General features: G+C 64.9%; 19 protein-coding genes. 5 read left to right on the top strand and 14 right to left on the bottom strand.

The features are described 5' to 3' along the window. The 9 genes from HMI57_RS01725 to HMI57_RS01765 form a co-directional block, all read right to left on the bottom strand. Positions 1-915 carry a metal ABC transporter permease gene (locus HMI57_RS01725; protein ID WP_171584162.1) on the bottom strand — a complete coding sequence of 305 codons (915 nt, stop codon included), beginning with the start codon at positions 913-915 and terminating at the stop codon, positions 1-3. Further along, complete coding sequence (locus HMI57_RS01730; protein WP_171584163.1) at positions 915-1,742, bottom strand: metal ABC transporter ATP-binding protein; 828 nt, start codon at positions 1,740-1,742, stop codon at positions 915-917. Before HMI57_RS01730 ends, HMI57_RS01725 begins: the two co-directional genes overlap by 1 nt. After that, the gene (locus tag HMI57_RS01735; RefSeq protein WP_171584164.1) at positions 1,739-2,647 is read right to left on the bottom strand and encodes a zinc ABC transporter substrate-binding protein; all 909 of its coding nucleotides are present in this window, start codon (positions 2,645-2,647) and stop codon (positions 1,739-1,741) included. The genes HMI57_RS01730 and HMI57_RS01735 overlap by 4 nt, the downstream gene beginning before the upstream one ends. Positions 2,648-2,695: 48 nt before the next feature. Further along, positions 2,696-3,454 (bottom strand): class I SAM-dependent methyltransferase, encoded by a 759-nt coding sequence (locus tag HMI57_RS01740; protein ID WP_171584326.1) that lies wholly within the window; start codon positions 3,452-3,454, stop codon positions 2,696-2,698. A 13-nt stretch (positions 3,455-3,467) separates the two neighbouring features. After that, positions 3,468-4,277: a histidinol-phosphatase gene (hisN, locus tag HMI57_RS01745; protein ID WP_171584165.1), complete on the bottom strand. Its 810-nt coding sequence runs from the start codon at positions 4,275-4,277 to the stop codon at positions 3,468-3,470. A 135-nt stretch (positions 4,278-4,412) separates the two neighbouring features. Beyond that, positions 4,413-4,616, bottom strand: a complete 204-nt coding sequence (locus tag HMI57_RS01750; protein WP_019483099.1) for a cold-shock protein — start codon at positions 4,614-4,616, stop codon at positions 4,413-4,415. Positions 4,617-4,718: 102 nt separating this feature from the next. Continuing rightward, positions 4,719-5,852, bottom strand: a complete 1,134-nt coding sequence (locus HMI57_RS01755; protein WP_171584166.1) for a GTPase RsgA — start codon at positions 5,850-5,852, stop codon at positions 4,719-4,721. A 1-nt stretch (position 5,853) separates the two neighbouring features. Then, complete coding sequence (aroA, locus tag HMI57_RS01760; protein WP_171584167.1) at positions 5,854-7,194, bottom strand: 3-phosphoshikimate 1-carboxyvinyltransferase; 1,341 nt, start codon at positions 7,192-7,194, stop codon at positions 5,854-5,856. A 7-nt stretch (positions 7,195-7,201) separates the two neighbouring features. Beyond that, positions 7,202-7,780 carry a DoxX family membrane protein gene (locus HMI57_RS01765; RefSeq protein ID WP_171584168.1) on the bottom strand — a complete coding sequence of 193 codons (579 nt, stop codon included), beginning with the start codon at positions 7,778-7,780 and terminating at the stop codon, positions 7,202-7,204. Positions 7,781-8,008: 228 nt separating this feature from the next. On the opposite strand from HMI57_RS01765, the gene HMI57_RS01770 reads away from it, so the two are divergent. From HMI57_RS01770 to HMI57_RS01780, 3 genes are all read left to right on the top strand, one after another. After that, complete coding sequence (locus tag HMI57_RS01770) at positions 8,009-8,788, top strand: sigma-70 family RNA polymerase sigma factor (RefSeq protein WP_171584327.1); 780 nt, start codon at positions 8,009-8,011, stop codon at positions 8,786-8,788. Next, positions 8,785-9,045 carry a mycothiol system anti-sigma-R factor gene (gene rsrA, locus HMI57_RS01775; RefSeq protein WP_019483104.1) on the top strand — a complete coding sequence of 87 codons (261 nt, stop codon included), beginning with the start codon at positions 8,785-8,787 and terminating at the stop codon, positions 9,043-9,045. Before HMI57_RS01770 ends, rsrA begins: the two co-directional genes overlap by 4 nt. A 302-nt stretch (positions 9,046-9,347) precedes the next feature. Then, entirely contained in the window at positions 9,348-10,316 is a 969-nt protein-coding gene (locus HMI57_RS01780) for a zinc-binding dehydrogenase (protein WP_171584169.1), read from the top strand. Between the two features lie 54 nt (positions 10,317-10,370). Here the strand turns inward: HMI57_RS01780 and HMI57_RS01785 are convergent, their stop codons facing one another. The 3 genes from HMI57_RS01785 to HMI57_RS01795 form a co-directional block, all read right to left on the bottom strand. Continuing rightward, a complete protein-coding gene (locus HMI57_RS01785) occupies positions 10,371-10,589 on the bottom strand; it encodes a hypothetical protein (protein WP_171584170.1) in 219 nt (72 codons plus the stop codon). A 108-nt stretch (positions 10,590-10,697) separates the two neighbouring features. Further along, a complete protein-coding gene (locus HMI57_RS01790) occupies positions 10,698-11,339 on the bottom strand; it encodes a PadR family transcriptional regulator (RefSeq protein ID WP_171584171.1) in 642 nt (213 codons plus the stop codon). Next, positions 11,339-12,199 carry a hypothetical protein gene (locus HMI57_RS01795; protein ID WP_171584172.1) on the bottom strand — a complete coding sequence of 287 codons (861 nt, stop codon included), beginning with the start codon at positions 12,197-12,199 and terminating at the stop codon, positions 11,339-11,341. The genes HMI57_RS01790 and HMI57_RS01795 overlap by 1 nt, the downstream gene beginning before the upstream one ends. Before the next feature lie 162 nt (positions 12,200-12,361). Here HMI57_RS01795 and HMI57_RS01800 point away from each other — a divergent pair, with 162 nt between their 5' ends. After that, a complete protein-coding gene (locus tag HMI57_RS01800; protein WP_171584173.1) occupies positions 12,362-12,784 on the top strand; it encodes a DUF1810 domain-containing protein in 423 nt (140 codons plus the stop codon). 22 nt (positions 12,785-12,806) lie between these two features. Here the strand turns inward: HMI57_RS01800 and HMI57_RS01805 are convergent, their stop codons facing one another. Then, positions 12,807-13,406 (bottom strand): GDSL-type esterase/lipase family protein, encoded by a 600-nt coding sequence (locus HMI57_RS01805; RefSeq protein WP_171584174.1) that lies wholly within the window; start codon positions 13,404-13,406, stop codon positions 12,807-12,809. A gap of 145 nt (positions 13,407-13,551) precedes the next feature. Beyond that, complete coding sequence (locus tag HMI57_RS01810) at positions 13,552-17,457, bottom strand: multifunctional oxoglutarate decarboxylase/oxoglutarate dehydrogenase thiamine pyrophosphate-binding subunit/dihydrolipoyllysine-residue succinyltransferase subunit (RefSeq protein ID WP_171584175.1); 3,906 nt, start codon at positions 17,455-17,457, stop codon at positions 13,552-13,554. A 199-nt stretch (positions 17,458-17,656) separates the two neighbouring features. On the opposite strand from HMI57_RS01810, the gene HMI57_RS01815 reads away from it, so the two are divergent. Then, positions 17,657-19,120, top strand: a complete 1,464-nt coding sequence (locus HMI57_RS01815; RefSeq protein WP_171584176.1) for a GuaB1 family IMP dehydrogenase-related protein — start codon at positions 17,657-17,659, stop codon at positions 19,118-19,120. Positions 19,121-19,191 lie beyond the last annotated feature (71 nt).

Consider the following 19,191-nt stretch of genomic DNA (forward strand, 5'->3'; position numbering starts at 1 on the left):
TCAGGCCCTTCCTGTCGGTTGCAGACTGGCCGGTTTCCCGACGTCGTCCGGCGGGGTGGTCCGGCGCAGCCGACGCCGGGTGACGGCCTGCCAGATGATCCCCGTCCGGCGGGCAAATAGGTAGACGAGCACAAAGACGAGCGACTGGGACAGGACCACTGCCGCGCCCGTCGAGATATCCAGGTAGTAGCTGGCGTAGATTCCGGCCACCGACGCCACAGTGGTGATGCTCGCGGCGAGGATCAGCATCAGGTCGAAGCTGCGGGTCAGCAGGAACGCCGTCGCCCCGGGGGTGATGAGCATGGCCACCACCAGGATGATGCCGACCGCCTGCAGCCCGACGACGACGCTGAGCGCCATCAGGCCCAGCAGGAGTGTGGACAGCGCCCGGGTGTTCAGCCCGATCACGTGGGCGTGGGTGCGGTCAAAGGCGAACAGGGTCAGGTCCCGGCGTTTGTACAACACGACGGCGAGGGTCAGCGCGCCGAGGATGACCACCTGCCAGAGTTCACCGTCTGTCACACCCAGGACGTTGCCGAAGAGGATATGCATGAGGTCCACCTGGGACGGGGTCCGGGACACGATCGCCAGCCCGACCGCGAACAATCCGGTGAAGACGACGCCGATCACCGTGTCCGACTTCAGCTTGGTCGTCGATTTCACCACACCGATCAGGGCGACGGCTCCCGCACCGAAGACGAACGCGCCGATCGAGAACGGGATCCCGATGATGTAGGCCAGGGCGACCCCCGGCAGGACGGCGTGCGAGACGGCGTCGCCCATCAGCGACCAGCCCATCAGGATCAGCCAGCAGGAGAGCACCGACGCGACTACCGCCGCGCACACCGTGACCACCAGGGCGCGGGTGAGAAAGCCATACTGCAACGGCTCGGTCAGGAAGGACAGGAATTCCATCACTGCTCCTGGTTTTGCTCGGCGGCCGGGGCGGGACGGCGCGGGTCGGGCCCGGCCGCGGGAAGCGGCCCGAACGCGAGGGCCAGCTTTTCGTGGGTCAGCACCTCGGCGGGGGGGCCATGGGCAAGGACCCGGTTATGCAGGAGTACCGCCTCGTCGCAGAGCTCGGGGATCCCCGCGAGGTCGTGGGTGGAGATCAGCGCCGTCCGTCCCTCGTCCCGGAGCTCCTGGAGCAGGCTGATCAACGTGGCTTCGCTGGACTTGTCCACCCCGGCGAACGGCTCATCCAGGAGGAGCAGCTGGGCGTCCTGGGCGATGCTCCGGGCGACGAACGCACGCTTTTTCTGCCCGCCGGAAAGCTCACCGATCTGCCGTCCCCGCTGGGCGGTCAGCCCCACCCGGTCCAGTGCCTCGTCGACAGCGTCCCGGTCGGCACGGCTGGCGCGGCGGGACGGCCCCATCCGCCCGTACCGGCCCATCAGGACCACGTCCTGTACCGAAAGGGGGAAGGTCCAGTCAACATCCTCCGACTGGGGGACATAGGCCACCAGGTTGGTGCGCCGCGCGGTGCGGTGATCCTTGCCGAACAGAGCCACCGTTCCCACGGAGGGCTGGACCAGGCCCATCAGGCACTTGAAGAGTGTTGACTTGCCTGAGCCGTTGACACCGATCAGACCGCAGATTCTGGCCCGCTCGACAGTCAGATCGACGTCGATCAGCGCCCGTACCTCGTTGTAGCTCACACTGAGTCCGGACACGGAGAGGGCGGCCACCCGGTCATGGTCACCGGGCGCCGGCGCGGGATGTGTGGGGGCGTACCAGCTCATGGGGCGAGTCCTTCGGTGATCAGGGCAATGTCGTAGCGCAGGAGGTCGAGGAAGGTGGGTACCGGGCCGTCCGGTCCCGAGAGCGAATCGACATACAGGGGCTCCGACAGGTCCGCCCCGGTGGCCAGCGCCACCTGTTCCTGCGCTGAGGGGTTCACCGTCGATTCGCAGAACACCGTGGGCACCTCGTTGGCCTCGACGAAACCGATAACCTCCTTGATCTGCCGGGGAGTGCCCTCGGCGTCGGAGTTGACCGGCCAGATGAACGCCTCGTCGAGACCCGCGTCCCGCGCCAGGTAGGAGAAGGCGCCCTCGCAGGTAACCAGGGCGGGTGTGCCGCCGTCGGCGAACGCAGCTTCAAGATCGTCGAGCATTCCCTGCAGCTCGGCCTTGATCCGCCCACCGTTCGCCTCGAAGTCCCCGGCGTGGGCGGGATCGAGGTCGGTGAGCGCCGCAACGATGTTGTCCACATAGGTCTGTGCGGCGCGGGGCGACATCCAGGCGTGCGGGTTGGCCAGCCCACTGTAGTTGCCGGACCGGATATCGACCGGTTCCACGCCCTCGGACAGCACGGCGTGTGGAGCGTCAACGGAGAGTAGGAACCGCTCGAACCACCGTTCAAGACCGAGGCCGTTGTCCAGGATCAGGTCGGCATCCTGCGCATTCACGAGGTCCGAAGGGGTGGGATCGTAGCCGTGGATCTCCGCGCCGACCTTGGTGATGGACTCGACCCGGACGTGCCCTCCACCGACCTGGTCGGCGAGATCGGCGAGAACGGTAAAGGTGGTCAGCACCATGGGGCGTTCATCGTCGCCGGCCGGCCGCGCCTGGGCCGCCGGACTGGCGCCACAGCCAGCGACCGCCAGCAGCGTCGCCAGCACCAGCGGAAGACAATATTTCGGCATACCTAAATCTAACTCATAGGCATGCCTTAACAGTAGTAAAAGGTCCGATCAGTTGCGGGCTGCCCGCCAGGAATGGGTGAAGTAGGGCAGGTCCACCGCTGCGTCGGAGTCAAACCCCAGATGCTCGTGCAGGTACCAGTCCAGATTGGTCTCCACCTTGAGGCGGATGGCAGGGCTGGCGCGACGATAGTAGCTGCGGGACTTTGCCAGTTCAACGATGTCGGACGTGCCCAACTGCTGGTTCCACCGGGTTGTCAGGTGCTCGGCCACCCCGAACCCGGGGCCGATCCCCGGCCGGTACTCGGGGGTATACACATCCCCGGCATGCATGATGCGGCTGAGCCGGTGTACCCAGGGGACCGACACGTCGAGCTGGTTCCAGAGCAGGGCGATCCGGCCGCCGGGAACCAGGATGCGGGCCACTTCCGCCGATGCCGCGACCGGATCCAGCCAGTGCCAGGCCTGTGCGATCGTCACAAGGTCGGTGGAGGCGGCGGCGAGGCCGGTCGACTCGGCGGTCCCCACCACAGTGGTGACCTGGGGGAGCTTCGCGCTGAGCACCCCCAGCATGTCGCTGGACGGGTCGACGGCGGTCACCCGGAGCCCGCGCTTCACCAGCTCGGCGGTGAAGAGGCCGGTACCCGCTCCCAGATCGACTGCGGCTCCCGCACCGTCCGGCACCGACCAGTCGACGCTTTCGGACGGATACCCGGGTCTGACCCGGTCATACTGTTCGCCGCCGGCGAGATAGCCACCCGCGAGATGGACTCGTCGGTTCTGGTGCAGGCGCGGGCCGCCGCGGGGCATGGTCATCGGATTCCTACAGGAGGTCATCCACATCGGGGTTGAGGATCTGGAGCACATCGTTGTGGAGCGTGCTGTTGGTGGCGAGGGCGTTGCCACCGAAAGGCCCATCGGTGCCTTCGAGGGAGGTGAAACGTCCGCCAGCCTCGGTGATGATCGGCACCAGTGCGGCCATGTCATAGAGGTTCAGAACAGGTTCGCAGGCGATGTCGACAGCACCCTCGGCGACCATGCAGTAGGACCAGAAATCGCCGTACGCCCGGCTACGCCAGACCTTTTCGGTCAGCGACATGAACTCGGGCAGGTTCCCGCGCTCCTTCCAGCCGGAGAGGCTCGAGTAGGACAGGGAAGCGTCCTCAAGCCGGGAGACGTTCGAGACTTTCAACCGGCTCGCCGCGGCGAGCGATTTGCCCATGTAGGCGCCGGTTCCGGTGGCCGCCCACCAGCGTTTCCCCAGGGCCGGCGCACTGACCAGGCCCACTACGGGCTGTCCCTCGTCGACGAGGGCGATCAGGGTGGCCCAGACCGGGACGCCGCGGACAAAGCTTTTGGTGCCGTCAATGGGGTCGATGATCCAGCGTCGCGATCCGGCGCCGGTGCTACCGAATTCCTCGCCCAGCACTGCGTCGCGGGGGCGTGCACGGGAGAGCTGGCCGCGGATCGATTCCTCGGCGGCCTTGTCAGCATCGGTCACCGGAGTGAGGTCAGGTTTCGTTTCCACCACCAGATCCAAAGCCTTGAATCGCGACATGGTCTGGTCGTCAACAGAATCGGCCATCACGTGGGCAAGGCGCAGATCATCGTTATAACTTTGGCGGTGGTTCATACCTTCAACCTATCGCCTTCCCTCGCAGAGTGCGGGAGGCCCTGCCGTTAAACACCACAGGACACCGGCGGCATAGTGCCGCGTCAGTGTCCTGTGGGGGAGCCGCCCAGTGGGGCGGCCTACGTATCTGGGTTACTAGATAACGGTGATGTTCTCGGCCTGCGGTCCCTTGGGGCCCTGCGTGGTCTCGAAGTTGACCTTCTGGTTCTCTTCGAGCGCGCGGAACCCGCTGGAGTTGATTGCCGAGAAGTGGGCGAATACATCCGCGCCGCCGTCGTCAGGAGCAATGAATCCAAAGCCCTTTTCAGCGTTGAACCATTTGACTGTACCTGTTGCCATTTTTTTCATATTCCTTGTGTGTGAGAATCCCCCCGTGCTTCGGGGTTCTCGTTGCAGTGCTACAACGTGCGCAACGCCACAACTGGTTTAAGCCTATCAGGTCTACTGTTCGCCCAGCTCTTTGGCTTCCTGAGTATTTCCTTTCGCCTCAGGAATACTGGAGCCAAGCAACCGTCGCAGGGACGCGAGCCGCACCGGCCCCGAGGTGCCAGCCAGCCCATCGCGCACCCAGGGGTCCAACCCGCACTTCACTGCCGTCCGGTCGTGAAGGCAGCCCTTCGCGCAGTCTGCCGTCCCGGGTTCCAGGTCCGGGAACGCCTGAAGGATCCGGTCGGGGTCCACATGGGCCAGCCCGAACGAACGGATCCCGGGGGTGTCGATGATCCAGGTGCCGGGCAGGGAATCCCCGGCTTTCAGCGCGATTGCCGACGACGACGTATGCCTGCCCCGGCCGGTCACGGCGTTCACGCCGCCGGTTGCCCGGTTTGATCCGGTCAACGCGTTGACCATCGTGGATTTACCCACCCCTGAGTGTCCCAACAGCACGCTGACCTTCCCATCGAGGTGCGACCGAAGCTGGTTGACCGCGTCACCGAGCAGCCGGGCGGATAACCCGTCGTCGGACGTGCTATCCACCCCGTCGTCGTCGGCCGCGGTCCGGCTGATGATGACCGGAAGATCAAGATGCCGGTAGTTATCGAGCAGCTCGGATGGGTCCTTCAGGTCTGCTTTGGTCACACAGAGGATGGGCTGAATACCTGAGTCGTATGCTGCCACCAGTGCCCTGTCAATGAACCCGGTGCGCGGCTCCGGGTTGGCGGCGGCAACGACGATCACCAGCTGGTCGGCGTTGGCGACAACGGCACGCTCCACCGGATCGGTATCGTCGGCGCTGCGCCGGAGCAGCGTCCGCCGCTCTTCGACCCGAACCAGCCTGGCGAGTGCGTCGGGTCCGCCGGTGAGGTCACCCACCAGGGCCACCAGGTCCCCGGCAACGACGGGGGTGCGCCGCAGCTCCCGGGCCCGGGCGGCAATAACAATTCGCTCGTCGGCGCCATCCTCGTCGACGACGGCGGTGTAGCGTCCGCGGTCGACGGTGACGATCCGTCCGGTGACAGCGTCGTCATAGGCCGGCCGGTCCTTGGTGCGGGGACGGGTGCCCTTCTTGTTGGGTCGTACCCTGATGTCGGATTCGTCCCAGGACCGTGCGCCGCCGCGATTTCCTCCGGTGGCCACGTCAGCGCCCGCCGCCGGGGACGGGTTCGGCTGCAGTGGTGCGCCCGGTCGCCGCGAGGTCCGCCCAGAGTTCGGGGAACTGGGGCATGGTCTTGGCGGTGGTCCCGATGTTCTCCACCTCGACGCCCTCAGTGGCCAACCCGATGATCGCCCCGGCGGTCGCCATCCGGTGGTCCTCATAGGTCATAAATACGCCGCCGTGCAGTGGTGCCGGGCTGATCGACAGCCCGTCGTCTGTCTCAGTCACGTCGCCACCCAGCCGGTTGATCTCAGTCGCCAGTGCCTTGAGCCGGTCGGTCTCGTGGCCACGCAAATGGGCAATCCCGCTCAGGGTCGACGGTGAGTCGGCCAGCGCGCAAAGTGCCGCGACGGTGGGGGCGAGTTCACTGGTGTCGGCCAGGTGTGCTCCGCGGATGCGGGCCCCACCGGTCACCGTGAGGGTCCCCTCGGCCAGATCCACCTTGGCACCGAGCTGTGTCAGGATGTCCCGCCACTGATCGCCGACCTGGGTGGTGCCCAAGGGCCAGTTGGGAATCCTCACAGTGCCGCCGGTGACCAGGGCTGCCGCGAGGAAGGGGCCAGCATTGGAGAGGTCTTGTTCGATCCGGATGTCGAAGGCGCTGATGCTGCCGGGGGAGACCCGCCACTGGTTTGGAAGTGAATCGTCGACGTCAACGCCCACCTCGCGCAGCACCCGCACCGTCATGGCGATGTGGTCGAGGCTCGGAACGGGCGGCCCCACGTGCTCCAGATGCAGTCCATCGGTGAACCGGGCGCCGACCAGGAGCAGCGCGGAAATGAACTGGGACGAGGCGCTGGCGTCCACCACCAGCTTTCCTCCGGGGACTGAGCCGGTACCGGTGACGGTAAACGGGAGCTGCCCGTCGCCGTCGTCGTCGACAGCGATCCCCAGACCCCTTAGGGCCTGGATAACAGCACCCATCGGGCGCTGACGGGCATGCGGATCACCGTCGAAGGAGGCGGACCCGGTGCGCAGCGCGGCCAGGGGTGGAACGAACCGCATGACTGTCCCTGCCAGGCCGCAGTCAATGGACACGTCGCCCGTGGCGGCAGGATCCAGCGGTGTGACGAGAAGATCCGGGCCGAAGGCACCGTCCCCGGCCACCTCGGTGAACCCTGCGCCCAGAGCGGTGAGAGCCTGCACCATCAGCGCGGAGTCGCGGGAGATCAGCGGGGCGCGCAGCCGTGACGGGCCGTCAGCCAGTGCGGCAAGGACCAGGAACCGGTTGGTGAGTGATTTGGAGCCGGGAACCTGAACTGTCGCATCGACCGGCGAGGTAGCGAAGGGTGCGGGCCAATGCGACAGTTCCACGTGGGTCACGTTTTTGCTAGCCCACCAGATCGGTGGCGGTCTTGCGAACAGACTTGTTGGCCTTCTTCAGCTGCTTCTCGGTGTCCTTGGCAATGGACTTGGCGCTCTTGCGCGTGTCGTGGCTGAGGGCCTTCGCGTTGCGCTTCGCGTCGGACGCGAAGTGCTCGGCGCGCCAGGCGAGGCCCGGGCGACCGTTCGTGTCAACGGAGGCCAGCAGGACGGCGCCCAGCAGCGAGACATTCTTCAGGAGCTGGTTGCGGCGGGCCTTGCGCGCCTCGGAGGTGGAGGAGTCGGCCGACTTGTAGTCAACGAGGGTGTTCAGGCCTGCGGTGCCGACGAGTACCAGCGCAGCAACCCGGGAGAACCGTCCGATGCCCAGCAGTGCCGCAGCACCGACCTGCGCTGCGCCGAGGGCCTGCGCCACTACCTTTTCGTTGGCGGTGACCGACGAAGCTGAAGGGACAGCCTTGGTGATCCGGTCAAGGGTGGGACGGAGCTGCGTGCCTGCTGCTTCGGCGTTCCGCAGCCGGTCAATACCGGCCACCACGAACGAACTTGCAAGCATTGGGCGGGCTACTACGCGAACAAGGGTCATGATTGCCTCCTGGCAGTGGACTGATCGGGCACTTGGGTTCTAGTTTTGCACTTTTAAATTGGTAAGGCGACATGGGTATCGGCAGGTGGCGCCCAAAGGTGCGACGGCGGCGCCCTGCACCGATCGGGAACGAACGATCAGTGAGGAATAACCACCTGGGGGTAGCGGTTATGTCCAGCAGAGACCGAATAGGTACGGCAGAACTTACTGCAAGCTCACGAGAGGCGGATAATGACGGCACCAGCCGCGACAGTCAGTCAAACGCCCGATTTCCAGCTGACGGTGGATCCCGTCCGGCCGGCTAGGGCCGGGCGCGTAGACTTTTCATCAATGAATACAACAGCCGCGGCGGGCAGTGTCCCAGCCGAAGACGCCCAACTGGATGTGTCGACCGAGTCGGATGCGGATCGGAAGATCCGCTTCGAGCGGGATGCCATGCAGTACGTGGATCAGCTGTACTCAGCTGCGATGCGCATGGCCCGCAATCCCGCTGATGCTGAGGACCTGGTGCAGGAGGCCTACACGAAGGCTTTTTCGGCGTTCCACCAGTACAAGCCCGGGACCAACCTGAAGGCGTGGCTGTACCGCATTCTGACGAACACGTACATCAACCTGTACCGGAAGCGTCAGCGCGAACCGTTGCAGTCCCACTCGGACACGATCGAGGACTGGCAGCTGGCGAAGGCCGCCGAGCACACTCCCACGGGCCTGCGGTCTGCCGAGGTGGAGGCGCTTGACCACCTTCCGGATTCGGACGTGAAACAGGCGCTGCAGGCCATCCCGGAGGAGTTCCGGCTGGCCGTCTACTTCTCCGATGTGGAGGGGTACGCGTACAAGGAAATTTCAGAAATCATGAACACGCCCATTGGCACCGTAATGTCGCGGCTGCACCGTGGGCGCAAGCTGTTGCGTGAACTGCTCGCCGAATATGCTCACGAACGCGGCCTGGGGGCCGCGAAGATGGCGGCGGGTAGCGGCACGGCAAAGACACAGGAGGGTGGAAAATGAGCGATTGTCAGAGCCTTGGCGACTGCGCCGATTCCCGGATCGAGCGCCTGTACGACTACCTCGATGGGGCACTGTCCCACGATGATCTGGTGGAAATCAAGAACCACCTTGAAGACTGCCCCGAGTGCGCGGAAGAGCACGACCTGGAGTGCGTCATCCGCTCAGTGGTGAAGAGGTCCTGCACCGAGGTGGCACCCACCACTCTCAAGACCAGCATCCTGGACCGGATCAGCCAGATCAAGACTGCTGAGCACTAGCTCACAGGAGCACAGTCTGCACCAGACAAAAAGAGAGCCCCCGCAGCCGATGATCGGCGCGGGGGCTCTCTTTATGGTGCTAGCCCGACTGCTCAGGCGTTGGGGCGCTTACCGTGGTTAGCGCCGCCCTTCTTGCGGTCGCGCTTCTTGCGTGCTCGCTTGCTCATGGCTGCCTCCTTGCTTCTTAAGTATGTGGACTACCATCCAGTCTCCCACACTTCACAGAGGCCAACCGTCAATTCCGCCATCCCCGGTGCCGGGAGTCCTAGGATGGAAGGACTGTCGATCCAAAGGAGCATCACGTGACCCGCGCCGTATACGTTGAGTCATTTTCCGCTGACGACCCGCTGGCTGGGCTGGTGATCGGCGACCGGCCGGTCAGCGAGCCCCCCGAGGGGTACCGGCGGGTCACCGTTCGTGCCTCCGCGCTGAACCACCACGACCTGTGGTCCCTCCGTGGGGTGGGCCTGGGCGAGGACAAGCTACCGATGATTCTCGGCTGTGACGCAGCGGGCGTCGACGACGACGGCAACGAGGTCATCGTGCATGGGGTCATTTCCTCGCCAGGCTGGGAGGGCGACGAAACCCTCGATCCCCGCCGGACCCTATTGTCCGAGAAGTTGCCTGGCGCCATGGCTGATGTGGTGTGGGTCCCGGCACGCAACCTGGTCCCCAAGCCTGCCGAGCTCAGCTTCGAGGAGGCAGCCTGCCTGCCCACGTCATGGCTCACCGCCTACCGGATGCTGTTCACCGTTTCCCCCGCGGCGCCGGGATCCACCCTTCTGGTGCAGGGGGCCGGAGGCGGGGTCGCGACCGCGCTCATCGCGATGGCAAGCGCGGCCGGATTCAGGGTCTGGGCCACCAGCCGGAGCAAGGCCAAGCAGGAGCGCGCGCTCGCGCTCGGTGCAGCGGCAGTGTTCGACGACGGCGCGCGCCTCCCCGAACGCGTGGACGTCGTCTTCGATTCAGTGGGCGAGGCCACCTGGAGTCACTCGCTCAAGGCCTTGAAGCCCGGTGGTGCTGTGGTGACCTGCGGCGCCACCAGCGGTCCGGCACCCAGCGCGGACCTGAACCGGGTGTTCTTCCTCCAGCTGAAGGTGCTGGGGTCCACCATGGGCACGCGGGAGGAACTGCTCCGGCTCACCCGGTTCCTGGTCGCGACCGGCGTCCGTCCGGAAATTGACGAGGTGTTGCCGCTCGATGATGCGGAGAAGGGCTTCCGCAAGATGGCCGACGGTGACGTCTTTGGAAAGATCGTTTTCAGGCATTAGCCGCCCGGACACCGAACGGGAGGCGTCGGGGCTGAGTCCCCGCTGTATCGTGCCCTAGTCGTCGTCGCCGTCTGAATCATCGTCGCCGTCGTCGTCAGAATCGTCGTCGGAGTCGCCATCACCTGAATTGTTGTCGTTGTTGTTGAAGTTTGATCCGCTGTCTTCCTGCTGCTGTTCCTGGTTGTCACCGTTGGTGTCATCACAACCGACGAGGAAGAGTGCGGCGAGGATGAAAGCGGCTGCCGAGGCTTTTTTCGAAATGGTGGTCTTCATGGCGGATACGTCCGTTCCCTGATGAATCAGTCGTGCGTGATCGGTCTATTGGTCAGTGCCCCACCGTACACAGGGAACATGAGAGGACGATGAGCTGGGCCGGGCTGGTTATTCGGGGGGCTCGGGCCGTGGTTGCTCGCCGGTCACCAGAGAGGCGCGAATCGAGATGCGCGCCTGGTCCAGCACCGTTCTGATGGTCTGGGCGGTGAGGTCGCTGACCCCCGGGGCGCCGAGCCGTCCGGCCGCGTGGCGCCTTAGATCCATCCGCACATCGTCGCGGAACTCATTGATCAGGTGCTCGAGTTCCTTGACGGCACGTTGTCCGAGGACATCGCCGCGCTGGGGTGCGTGACGGGCGGAACGTTTGGCCGCCTCCGCGGTCGCCGCCAGCTCGGCGCGGAGCCCGCGCATGTTCTGGCGGATGTCGCCCCGGAGATCGTCCGCCAGGCGGCGTACCGAGGCCGAGATGTCCTCCTCCACATCGGCGAGGTCATCGGCGCGCCGGGACAGTTCCAGCCTCCCGGCATCGGTGATGCGATAGATCGTCCGGCGCCCGTCGGTCTCAGTGGTCACCAGTCCTTCACCCTCAAGCTTGGTGAGCCGGGGATAGACCGTGCCGGCGCTGGGGGAGTAGGTGCCGCCGAAGCGGTCGCTGAGGGCCTTGATGACCTCGTAGCCGTGTTTGGGGCCGTCCTGCAGGAGTGCCAAGAGGTAGAGCCGAAGCGCTCCGTGGGCAAAGACTGGCGGCATCAGTGAGCCTCATCATTCAGGCCGTTGGCCTGCGGTGAGCGCAACCGCCCGGTATCCGGTGTGCGGTGGAAGATTGCTACTGAACCGGACACCGAGCGGGTGCGCATGACCATGCGCTGCCCGGTGGTGCCGGGCTCACCGTGGAAGGTCTTTCCCTTGCCCTTCAGGGACTGGTCGTTGACGGTGACCCCGCCGGAGACCGAGCTGAAGGTGAGGTCAATCCCCACTTCCTCCGGCACCCTGACCGTGAGTTCGCCGGACACGGTCTTTGCGTTCAGTTCCCGCGGCGTGCCGAGGAGGTCAAGGCTCATTCCACCGCTGACCGTGTTGGCTGTAGCTGACTCAAGGTAGCCGGAGATAGTGACCTCACCCGACACGCTCTTTGCCGCGAGCGTGCCCGTGTGATGGCGGACGATTGCCTCACCGGAGACGGTGCTGACCGCGAGGGTGCCGGTGGTGTCGTCGGCGAGAATCGAGCCGGAGACGGTGTCCAGTCTGGTGTCCTGGGTGCCGCAGGCCATGCCATCCCCGGTCACTGTGTGAAGTACCACCTGGGTGCCGGCGGGCACCGCGATACTGATGACAGCGGTTTCCCTGGTGCGCCCGGTCATAATCTGGCCCTGGAAGCCCAGCCATCCCAGGCCGCGGCCCGCGGCACTCTGGTGCCGCAGTTCAAGGAGCCCATTCGTCAGCGTCAGTTCCAGGGGTTGTCCGTCCACCTCCGACACCTCCACCAGGGTGCTGGGTTCGTCGTGCACCAGGATGTCCACCCTCCCGGCGACGATTCCGGCGCGAAGCCGCTGTACCCCGTCGATTTCGATGGTTTGCGGGGAGTTAACGCTCCACTGTTGGTTTTCCATCTTCCTGTCCTTTCCCGGTCCTGCTCCAGCTGATGCGATTATCCGGATGCGATATATCGCGTTGAGGAACACGATATATCGCGTTATGAAAGAGCGCAATAGACTGGGTCCGCAACCCTCAGTCGATGTGAAGGTTCCAGGTACCGAGCAGGGAGATGTCCGATGACCACTGGTGAGCTGCAACGTTTCGTCTCGGCCCAGGACAGCGAGGGAATCTACGAGCGGGCGATGGAGGAACTGGCTGCGGGGCGCAAAGAGTCCCACTGGATGTGGTTTGTCTTCCCCCAGCTTGCCGGACTGGGCAGGAGCCCGACGGCGCAGCGGTACGCGGTGATGTCTATTGCCGAGGCCAGGGCCTACCTGGGGCACCCCGTCCTGGGTCCGAGGCTGGTGGCTGCCGCCCAGCGACAGCTGTCGCTCAGCGGGACCAGCGCGCAACGGATTTTCGGCTCGGTGGACGCGCAGAAGCTACGATCCTCAATGACACTGTTTTCGCGGGCGGATCCCGAGCAGCGGGTCTTTGACCAGGTGCTGGAGCGGTACTTCGACGGCGAGCCGGACCCGCTGACGGATCGGCTCCTTTAGGAGTCAGTGCCGGCCACGGGCGCTACTCAGGCGCAGGTACATCCAGCCACTGGAACCAGCCACGGTGGAGGACAAGCCAGGCCATCAGGCCGTAGCCAGCCTGCCCGGGTCCGCCGCCGTTCGCTGCCAGATCGCTGCGCCATTGCTCATGGGCCTGCAACGGGGTGAAGGTATCCACGTAGACGTGTTTCCGGCGTGTGGTCACATCCGCGTAGGCAGCCGACAGGTCTGCGAGCCGGCGGTTCCGTTCGGGGTCGAGACCGGGGGGAGGGCCGACCACGAGCACCTTGATGCTCATCTGGGCTGCGCCATCCAGGATGTTGGCAAGATTGAGGCGGCTGCGTGCAGTGGACAGGTCCAGGTCAAGGTCCCGGTCGGAGAGGCCAATCACCAGCCGGTTCTCGAACCCGTTGTCGAACCTCCGCCCGGTTTCCTGCTGCCAGCGGTTGGCCAGTGCCTCGGTACCCTCCTGGGGTGCGGCAAGAGTAAAGGCCTGGAGCGAGACGCCGTCGGGAGAGGTCCGGGCCAGAACGCGGCCGAACCAGCCAAGCGCACGAGGGTCGCCCAGGCCTGCGAGCAGTTCGTCACCTACGGCTGCGAGCCGGATTCTGCGTTGTTCCACTGGTTGGTTACCTTTGTCCGCTCATCGATTGCACTACTGCGGTCCGCGTTTCGAACCCAGTATAAAAATCCAGTCTGAAACTGGTGTTGGGTGGGGTGCCTGGCACCCCACCCAACATCATACGTACCCGGCAGTTGGTTACCTGCTAGTTGCGTTCGAACGCCTTCTTGACCAGGATCTCCTGCTCCACGGCGTGACGCTTGGCCGAGCCTGTCGCGGTGGAGGCCGAAGCCGGACGGGATGCCAGCCGCAGGGGGCGGTCCAGGTGCTCGGGCAGGTTCAGGCCAATGAACGGCCACGGACCCTGGTTTGCTGGTTCATCCTGTGCCCAGACCAGGTCGGCGTTCGGGTACTTGCCGATGGCGGCGAGGATGTCATCCACCGGGAGCGGCGCCAGCTGCTCCACCCGGATGATCGCTGTCTTCTGGTCACCGGTCTTCTGGCGGGCGGCCAGCAGATCGTAGTACAGGCGTCCGGAGACGAGGATGACGTGGTCGACGTCGTTCGCGGTGAGTTCCTGCTTGTCCGGGATGACGGGCAGGAAGCTGCCGGTGGTGAAGTCCTCCACCGAGCTTGCGGCGGCCTTCAGCCGAAGCAGCTGCTTCGGGGTGAAGATGATCAGCGGCTTGCGCGGCCGGGTGTAGGCCTGACGGCGGAGCAGGTGGAAGTGCGACGCGGCGGTGGTGGGGTTGGCCACCACCATGTTGTCCTCGGCACACATCTGCAGGAACCGTTCAATGCGGGCCGACGAGTGGTCGGGGCCCTGGCCCTCGTACCCGTGCGGCAGCATCAGGACCAGGGAAGAGCGCTGTCCCCACTTCTGCTCAGCGGAGCTGATGAACTCGTCAATTATCGTCTGGGCGCCGTTGACGAAGTCGCCGAACTGGGCCTCCCACAGGACGAGCGCATCGGGGCGCTCGACCGAGTAGCCGTACTCGAAGCCCATTGCCGCGTATTCGGACAACAGCGAATCGTAGATCCAGAACTTGGCCTGGCCCTCACTGAGATCATCGAGCGGCAGCCATTCCTCGCCGGTAGCCCGGTCGTGGAACACCGCGTGCCGCTGCACAAACGTGCCACGGCGGGAGTCCTGGCCTGCCAGGCGGACGGGGACACCCTCCATCAGCAACGACCCGAACGCGGCGAGCTCGCCGAATCCCCAGTCGATGCCACCCTCGCGGGACATCTGCTCCCGCTTGTCCAGCAGCGCCTTCAGCTTCGGGTGCACAGTGAAGTTCTCGGGAATTGCGGTATGCACCTTGCCAATGTGGGCAAGGGTCTCAGCGGTGATGGCGGTGCTGGCGGGTACCCCGACGCCGGTATCGGACTGCTGCGCAATCGGCCGCTCGATGTCCGACACGGCTGCAGCATCCTTGGTCACGATCGGGATCGGTGACGTCTGGGCTGCGTGTGTCTCGGCGAACACCCGTTCCAGGCGCTCCTGGTAGTCCTTCAGCGCCTGCTCGGCCTCGTCCTGGCTGATGTCGCCGCGGCCGATCAGGGCCTCGGTGTACAGCTTGCGGACGGACCGCTTCGCTTCGATCAGGTTGTACATCATGGGCTGGGTCATCGACGGGTCGTCGCCCTCGTTGTGGCCACGGCGGCGGTAGCACACCATGTCGATTACAACATCCTTGTTGAACTTCTGGCGGAACTGGTACGCCAGCTGTCCGACCCGGACCACGGCTTCGGGGTCATCACCGTTGACGTGGAAGATCGGCGCCTGCACCATTTTCGCGACGTCGGTCGAGTAGACCGAGGAGCGCGACGAGGTGGGGGAGGTGGTGAAGCCGACCTGGTTGTTCACGATGATGTGGATGGTGCCACCCGTGCGGTACCCGCGGAGCTGGGACAGGTTCAGTGTCTCAGCAACGACGCCCTGGCCAGCGAAGGCCGCGTCGCCGTGGATCTGGATGGGCAGCACGGGGAACGCGTTGCCCATGTCGAGCCGGTCCTGCTTGGCCCGGACGATGCCCTCGAGGACCGAGTCCACCGCTTCAAGGTGTGACGGGTTCGCTGCGAGGTAGATCTTCGTCTCGTTGCCGCTGTCCGAGGTGAAGGTGCCCTCGGTGCCCAGGTGGTACTTCACGTCTCCGGAGCCCTGCACCGACCGCGGATCCTGGGTGCCCTCGAACTCGCGGAAGACCTGGCCGTAGGTCTTGCCGGCAATGTTGGTCAGGACGTTCAGCCGGCCACGGTGTGCCATGCCGATCGCTACCTCGTCGAGGCCGTCGTCGGCGGCGTTGGAAATGATCGAGTCCAGCAGCGGAATCAGTGATTCGCCACCCTCAAGAGAGAACCGCTTCTGGCCGACGAACTTCGTCTGCAGGAAGGTCTCGAAAGCCTCGGCTGCGTTGAGCTGATGCAGCACCCGCATCTGCTCTTCGCGGCTGGGCTTGGAGTAAGAGTGCTCCAGCTCATCCTGGAACCACTGACGCTCCTCGGGATCCTGGATGTGCATGTACTCGATGCCGGTGGTGCGGCAGTAGGCGTCACGCAGCACTCCGAGAATGGTCCGGAACTTGAGCATCGGCTTGCCACCGAAGCCCCCGGTGGGCCACTCGCGGTCCAGGTCCCACAGGGTCAGTCCGTGGGTGCGCACGTCGAGGTCGGCGTGCTTGCGCTGCACGTACTCCAGCGGGTTGGTGTCGGCCATCAGGTGGCCGCGTACCCGGTAGGCGTGAATCAGCTGCTGGATGCGGGCAACCTTGTTGATCTCATCCATCGGATCAACCTGGATGTCGGCGCTCCACCGGACCGGCTCGTAGGGGATCCGCAGGGCCTCGAAGATCTCGTCGTAGAAGTTCTGTTCACCGAGCAGGAGCTGGTGGATGATCCGCAGGAACTCGCCACTTCCTGCGCCCTGGATCACGCGGTGATCGTAGGTGGACGTCAGGGTGATGGTCTTGCTGATGGCGTGCTGGGCGAGGGTTTTCTCGCTGGAACCCTGGAACTCGGCAGGGTACTCCAGGGCACCGGCGCCGATGATGCAAGCCTGGCCCTTGGACAGGCGGGGCACCGAGTGGACGGTACCGATCCCGCCGGGGTTGGTCAGGGAAACAGTCGTCCCCGCGTAGTCGTCCGCACCCAGCTTGCCGCCGCGGGCCTTCTTGACCAGGTCCTCGTAGGCGTGCCAGAAGTCCGAGAAGTTCATCTGCTCGGCCTTCTTGATGTTCGGAACCACCAGCAGGCGGGTGCCGTCCGGCTTCGGCATGTCGATGGCCAGGCCGAAGTTCACGTGTGCGGGCTGCACCGCTGAGGGCTTGCCGTCGACGACGTCGTAGTACACGTTCTGGGAAGGGAACTGGGCCAGCGCGCGGATGATGGCGTAGCCGATGAGGTGGGTGAAGGACACCTTCCCGCCGCGGGCGCGGGCCAGATGGTTGTTGATCACAACCCGGTTGTCGATGAGTAGCTTCGCCGGGATGGCGCGGACGCTTGTCGCGGTGGGGACGGTCAGGCTGGCATCCATGTTCGTCGCGATGGCCTTGGCCGGGCCCCGGAGAACCTTGACCGTGTCCTCGTCCATGTCGGTGCTGCGATCAGACTTGGGCAACTGGGCGGGAATGGGCGTCGTCGCCGGCTTCTCTGCCTTGGCGCTCTCGGACTGCTTGGACACAGGCTTCTCGGCTCTTTCCTTGGCTGCCTTCTCCATGGCCTTATCAGCGTTATCCTCGGCCTTGATCTCTGCTTTGGTGTGCGTCTCCTTGGGAACCGGCGGCTTTGTCGACTCCTCGAAGCTCGCGGGGGACTCGCCAGATGCTTTGGGGGTGCTGCTTTCCGCGTTCACCACGGGCAGTTCGCGCGTGGCCGGGTTGTGGCCGAGTTCGCCACTGCTGTTATTGACGCCGCTGTCCTTCGAGCCGCTGTTGCTCGGTGCGGGGCGCCCGTTTCCGGACTTGGAGTCATCGGCGGCAAAGGAGTCGAACAATGTCCACCACTTCTTGTCCACCGAGTTCCGGTCCTTCTGGAACTGCTCGTATAACTCGTCGACAAGCCACTCGTTTCCGCCGAATTCTTCAGGTAGACGGTGGTTGGGTTGTTCTGGCACTAGTAATACGCCTCTTCCGTAAGTTTGCCCTGAGCCCGGTGGGAACAGCCTGCAGCTTTTTCGTCGCTAGATAAAACTGTATACAGACCCGCTGCCAGTCTAATGACAGTCTGAGGTAACAAGCCAATCACCGGGGCAATCACGCGCCGACGCGTGAACCGCCTAGACTTTTAGGGAAGCCGAGCCAGGAGCAACACCCATGCGTTTTATCAACCAGCCCGCCACTGACCTCACCTATTCGGACGTGTTTTTGGTCCCGTCAGCGTCCAAAGTGGTCTCCAGATTCGATGTGGACCTGTCCAGTGACGATTCCTCGGGCACCACCATTCCCCTCGTCGTCGCGAACATGACAGCGGTGACGGGACGGCGGATGGTGGAAACTGTCGCCCGCCGCGGTGGGCTGGCGGTGCTGCCGCAGGACATCCCGTCCGAGGTGATCGCGGAGGTCACCCAGTGGGTGAAGAGCCGCGATGCTGTCTACGAGACACCGCTGCGGTTGAAGCCGGGCAACACCGTCATCGACGCACTGCACCTGATCAACAAGCGCTCTCATGGGGCAGTGATGGTGGTGGATGAACAGAACCGCTGTATCGGGGTGGTCCGGTCCGCCGACTGCGAGGGAGTCGACCGGTTCGCGTCGCTGGAATCGGTGATGCGCACCAGCTTCATCAGTTTCGAGTCCACCCGGTTCGAGGGGGATCCCGCGGCGGGACTGCAGCGGGCGTTTGAGGAACTCGACGCATCCAGCACCAACCTGGCCCCCGTGCTGCGCGATGGTGAACTCCTGGGCGTGCTGACCCGCAAGGGTGCGCTCCGCTCCACGATCTACCGGCCGGCACTGGATGCGAAGGGCGCCCTCCGGGTCGCGGCGGCCGTCGGAATCAACGGTGACGTAGAGGCCAAAGCCTCGGCGCTGCTCGACGCCGGGGTGGACGTCCTGGTGGTGGATACCGCCCACGGGCACCAGCGCAAGATGCTCGACGCCCTGAAGGTGGTCCGCAGCGTTGCCAACGGGCTCGCCCGGCCAGTCCCGATCGTCGCCGGGAACGTTGTGAGTGCTGGCGGTGTCCGGGACCTGGTGGAGGCTGGCGCCAACATCGTGAAGGTCGGGGTGGGGCCAGGTGCCATGTGCACCACCCGGATGATGACCGCCGTCGGACGTCCCCAGTTCTCAGCTGTCCAGGAGTGCGCCGAGGCGGCGCGAGCCATCGGTGCCCAGGTCTGGGCCGACGGCGGGGTCCGGTACCCGCGCGACGTCGCCCTGGCCCTGGCGGCTGGTGCCAGTCAGGTGATGATCGGCTCGTGGTTCGCTGGCACGTATGAGAGCCCGGGTGATCTGCAGACCGACAGCAGCGGCCGGCAGTACAAGGAGAGCTTCGGCATGGCTTCGGCACGCGCCGTCCAGAACCGGACCCAGCGCGACGACGTGTTCGCACGGGCACGGAAGGGACTTTTCGAAGAGGGAATCTCGACGTCCAAAATGTACCTTGACCCGGCCCGCCCGGGCGTGGAGGATCTCCTGGATATGATCACCGCCGGTTTGCGCAGCTCGATGACCTACGCGGGTGCGCGCAGCCTCGCCGAGTTCCGGGAAAACGCAGTGGTGGGCGTCCAGTCGGCGGCGGGCTATGAAGAAGGCAGGCCGCTGCCACAGAGCTGGTAGCAGGGACTGGTGCGGTCCGGTCCCTGATGTAAACTGAAGCTCTTATGGACAGTTCCTCTAGGGGCCGGCCC

This window comes from Arthrobacter sp. 260 (assembly GCF_013116745.1).
Classification (GTDB): domain Bacteria; phylum Actinomycetota; class Actinomycetes; order Actinomycetales; family Micrococcaceae; genus Arthrobacter_D.

What these genes read in the sequence shown, in the direction of transcription:
- HMI57_RS01800 (WP_171584173.1), top strand. Translation starts at nt 12,362, where the DNA reads ATGACCACTGGTGAGCTGCAACGTTTCGTCTCGGCCCAGGACAGCGAG.
- HMI57_RS01740 (WP_171584326.1), bottom strand. Translation starts at nt 3,454, where the DNA reads ATGCCCCGCGGCGGCCCGCGCCTGCACCAGAACCGACGAGTCCATCTC.
- hisN (WP_171584165.1), bottom strand. Translation starts at nt 4,277, where the DNA reads ATGAACCACCGCCAAAGTTATAACGATGATCTGCGCCTTGCCCACGTG.
- HMI57_RS01765 (WP_171584168.1), bottom strand. Translation starts at nt 7,780, where the DNA reads ATGACCCTTGTTCGCGTAGTAGCCCGCCCAATGCTTGCAAGTTCGTTC.
- HMI57_RS01790 (WP_171584171.1), bottom strand. Translation starts at nt 11,339, where the DNA reads ATGCCGCCAGTCTTTGCCCACGGAGCGCTTCGGCTCTACCTCTTGGCA.
- HMI57_RS01735 (WP_171584164.1), bottom strand. Translation starts at nt 2,647, where the DNA reads ATGCCGAAATATTGTCTTCCGCTGGTGCTGGCGACGCTGCTGGCGGTC.
- HMI57_RS01785 (WP_171584170.1), bottom strand. Translation starts at nt 10,589, where the DNA reads ATGAAGACCACCATTTCGAAAAAAGCCTCGGCAGCCGCTTTCATCCTC.
- HMI57_RS01725 (WP_171584162.1), bottom strand. Translation starts at nt 915, where the DNA reads ATGGAATTCCTGTCCTTCCTGACCGAGCCGTTGCAGTATGGCTTTCTC.
- HMI57_RS01795 (WP_171584172.1), bottom strand. Translation starts at nt 12,199, where the DNA reads ATGGAAAACCAACAGTGGAGCGTTAACTCCCCGCAAACCATCGAAATC.
- HMI57_RS01730 (WP_171584163.1), bottom strand. Translation starts at nt 1,742, where the DNA reads ATGAGCTGGTACGCCCCCACACATCCCGCGCCGGCGCCCGGTGACCAT.
- rsrA (WP_019483104.1), top strand. Translation starts at nt 8,785, where the DNA reads ATGAGCGATTGTCAGAGCCTTGGCGACTGCGCCGATTCCCGGATCGAG.
- HMI57_RS01815 (WP_171584176.1), top strand. Translation starts at nt 17,657, where the DNA reads ATGCGTTTTATCAACCAGCCCGCCACTGACCTCACCTATTCGGACGTG.
- HMI57_RS01750 (WP_019483099.1), bottom strand. Translation starts at nt 4,616, where the DNA reads ATGGCAACAGGTACAGTCAAATGGTTCAACGCTGAAAAGGGCTTTGGA.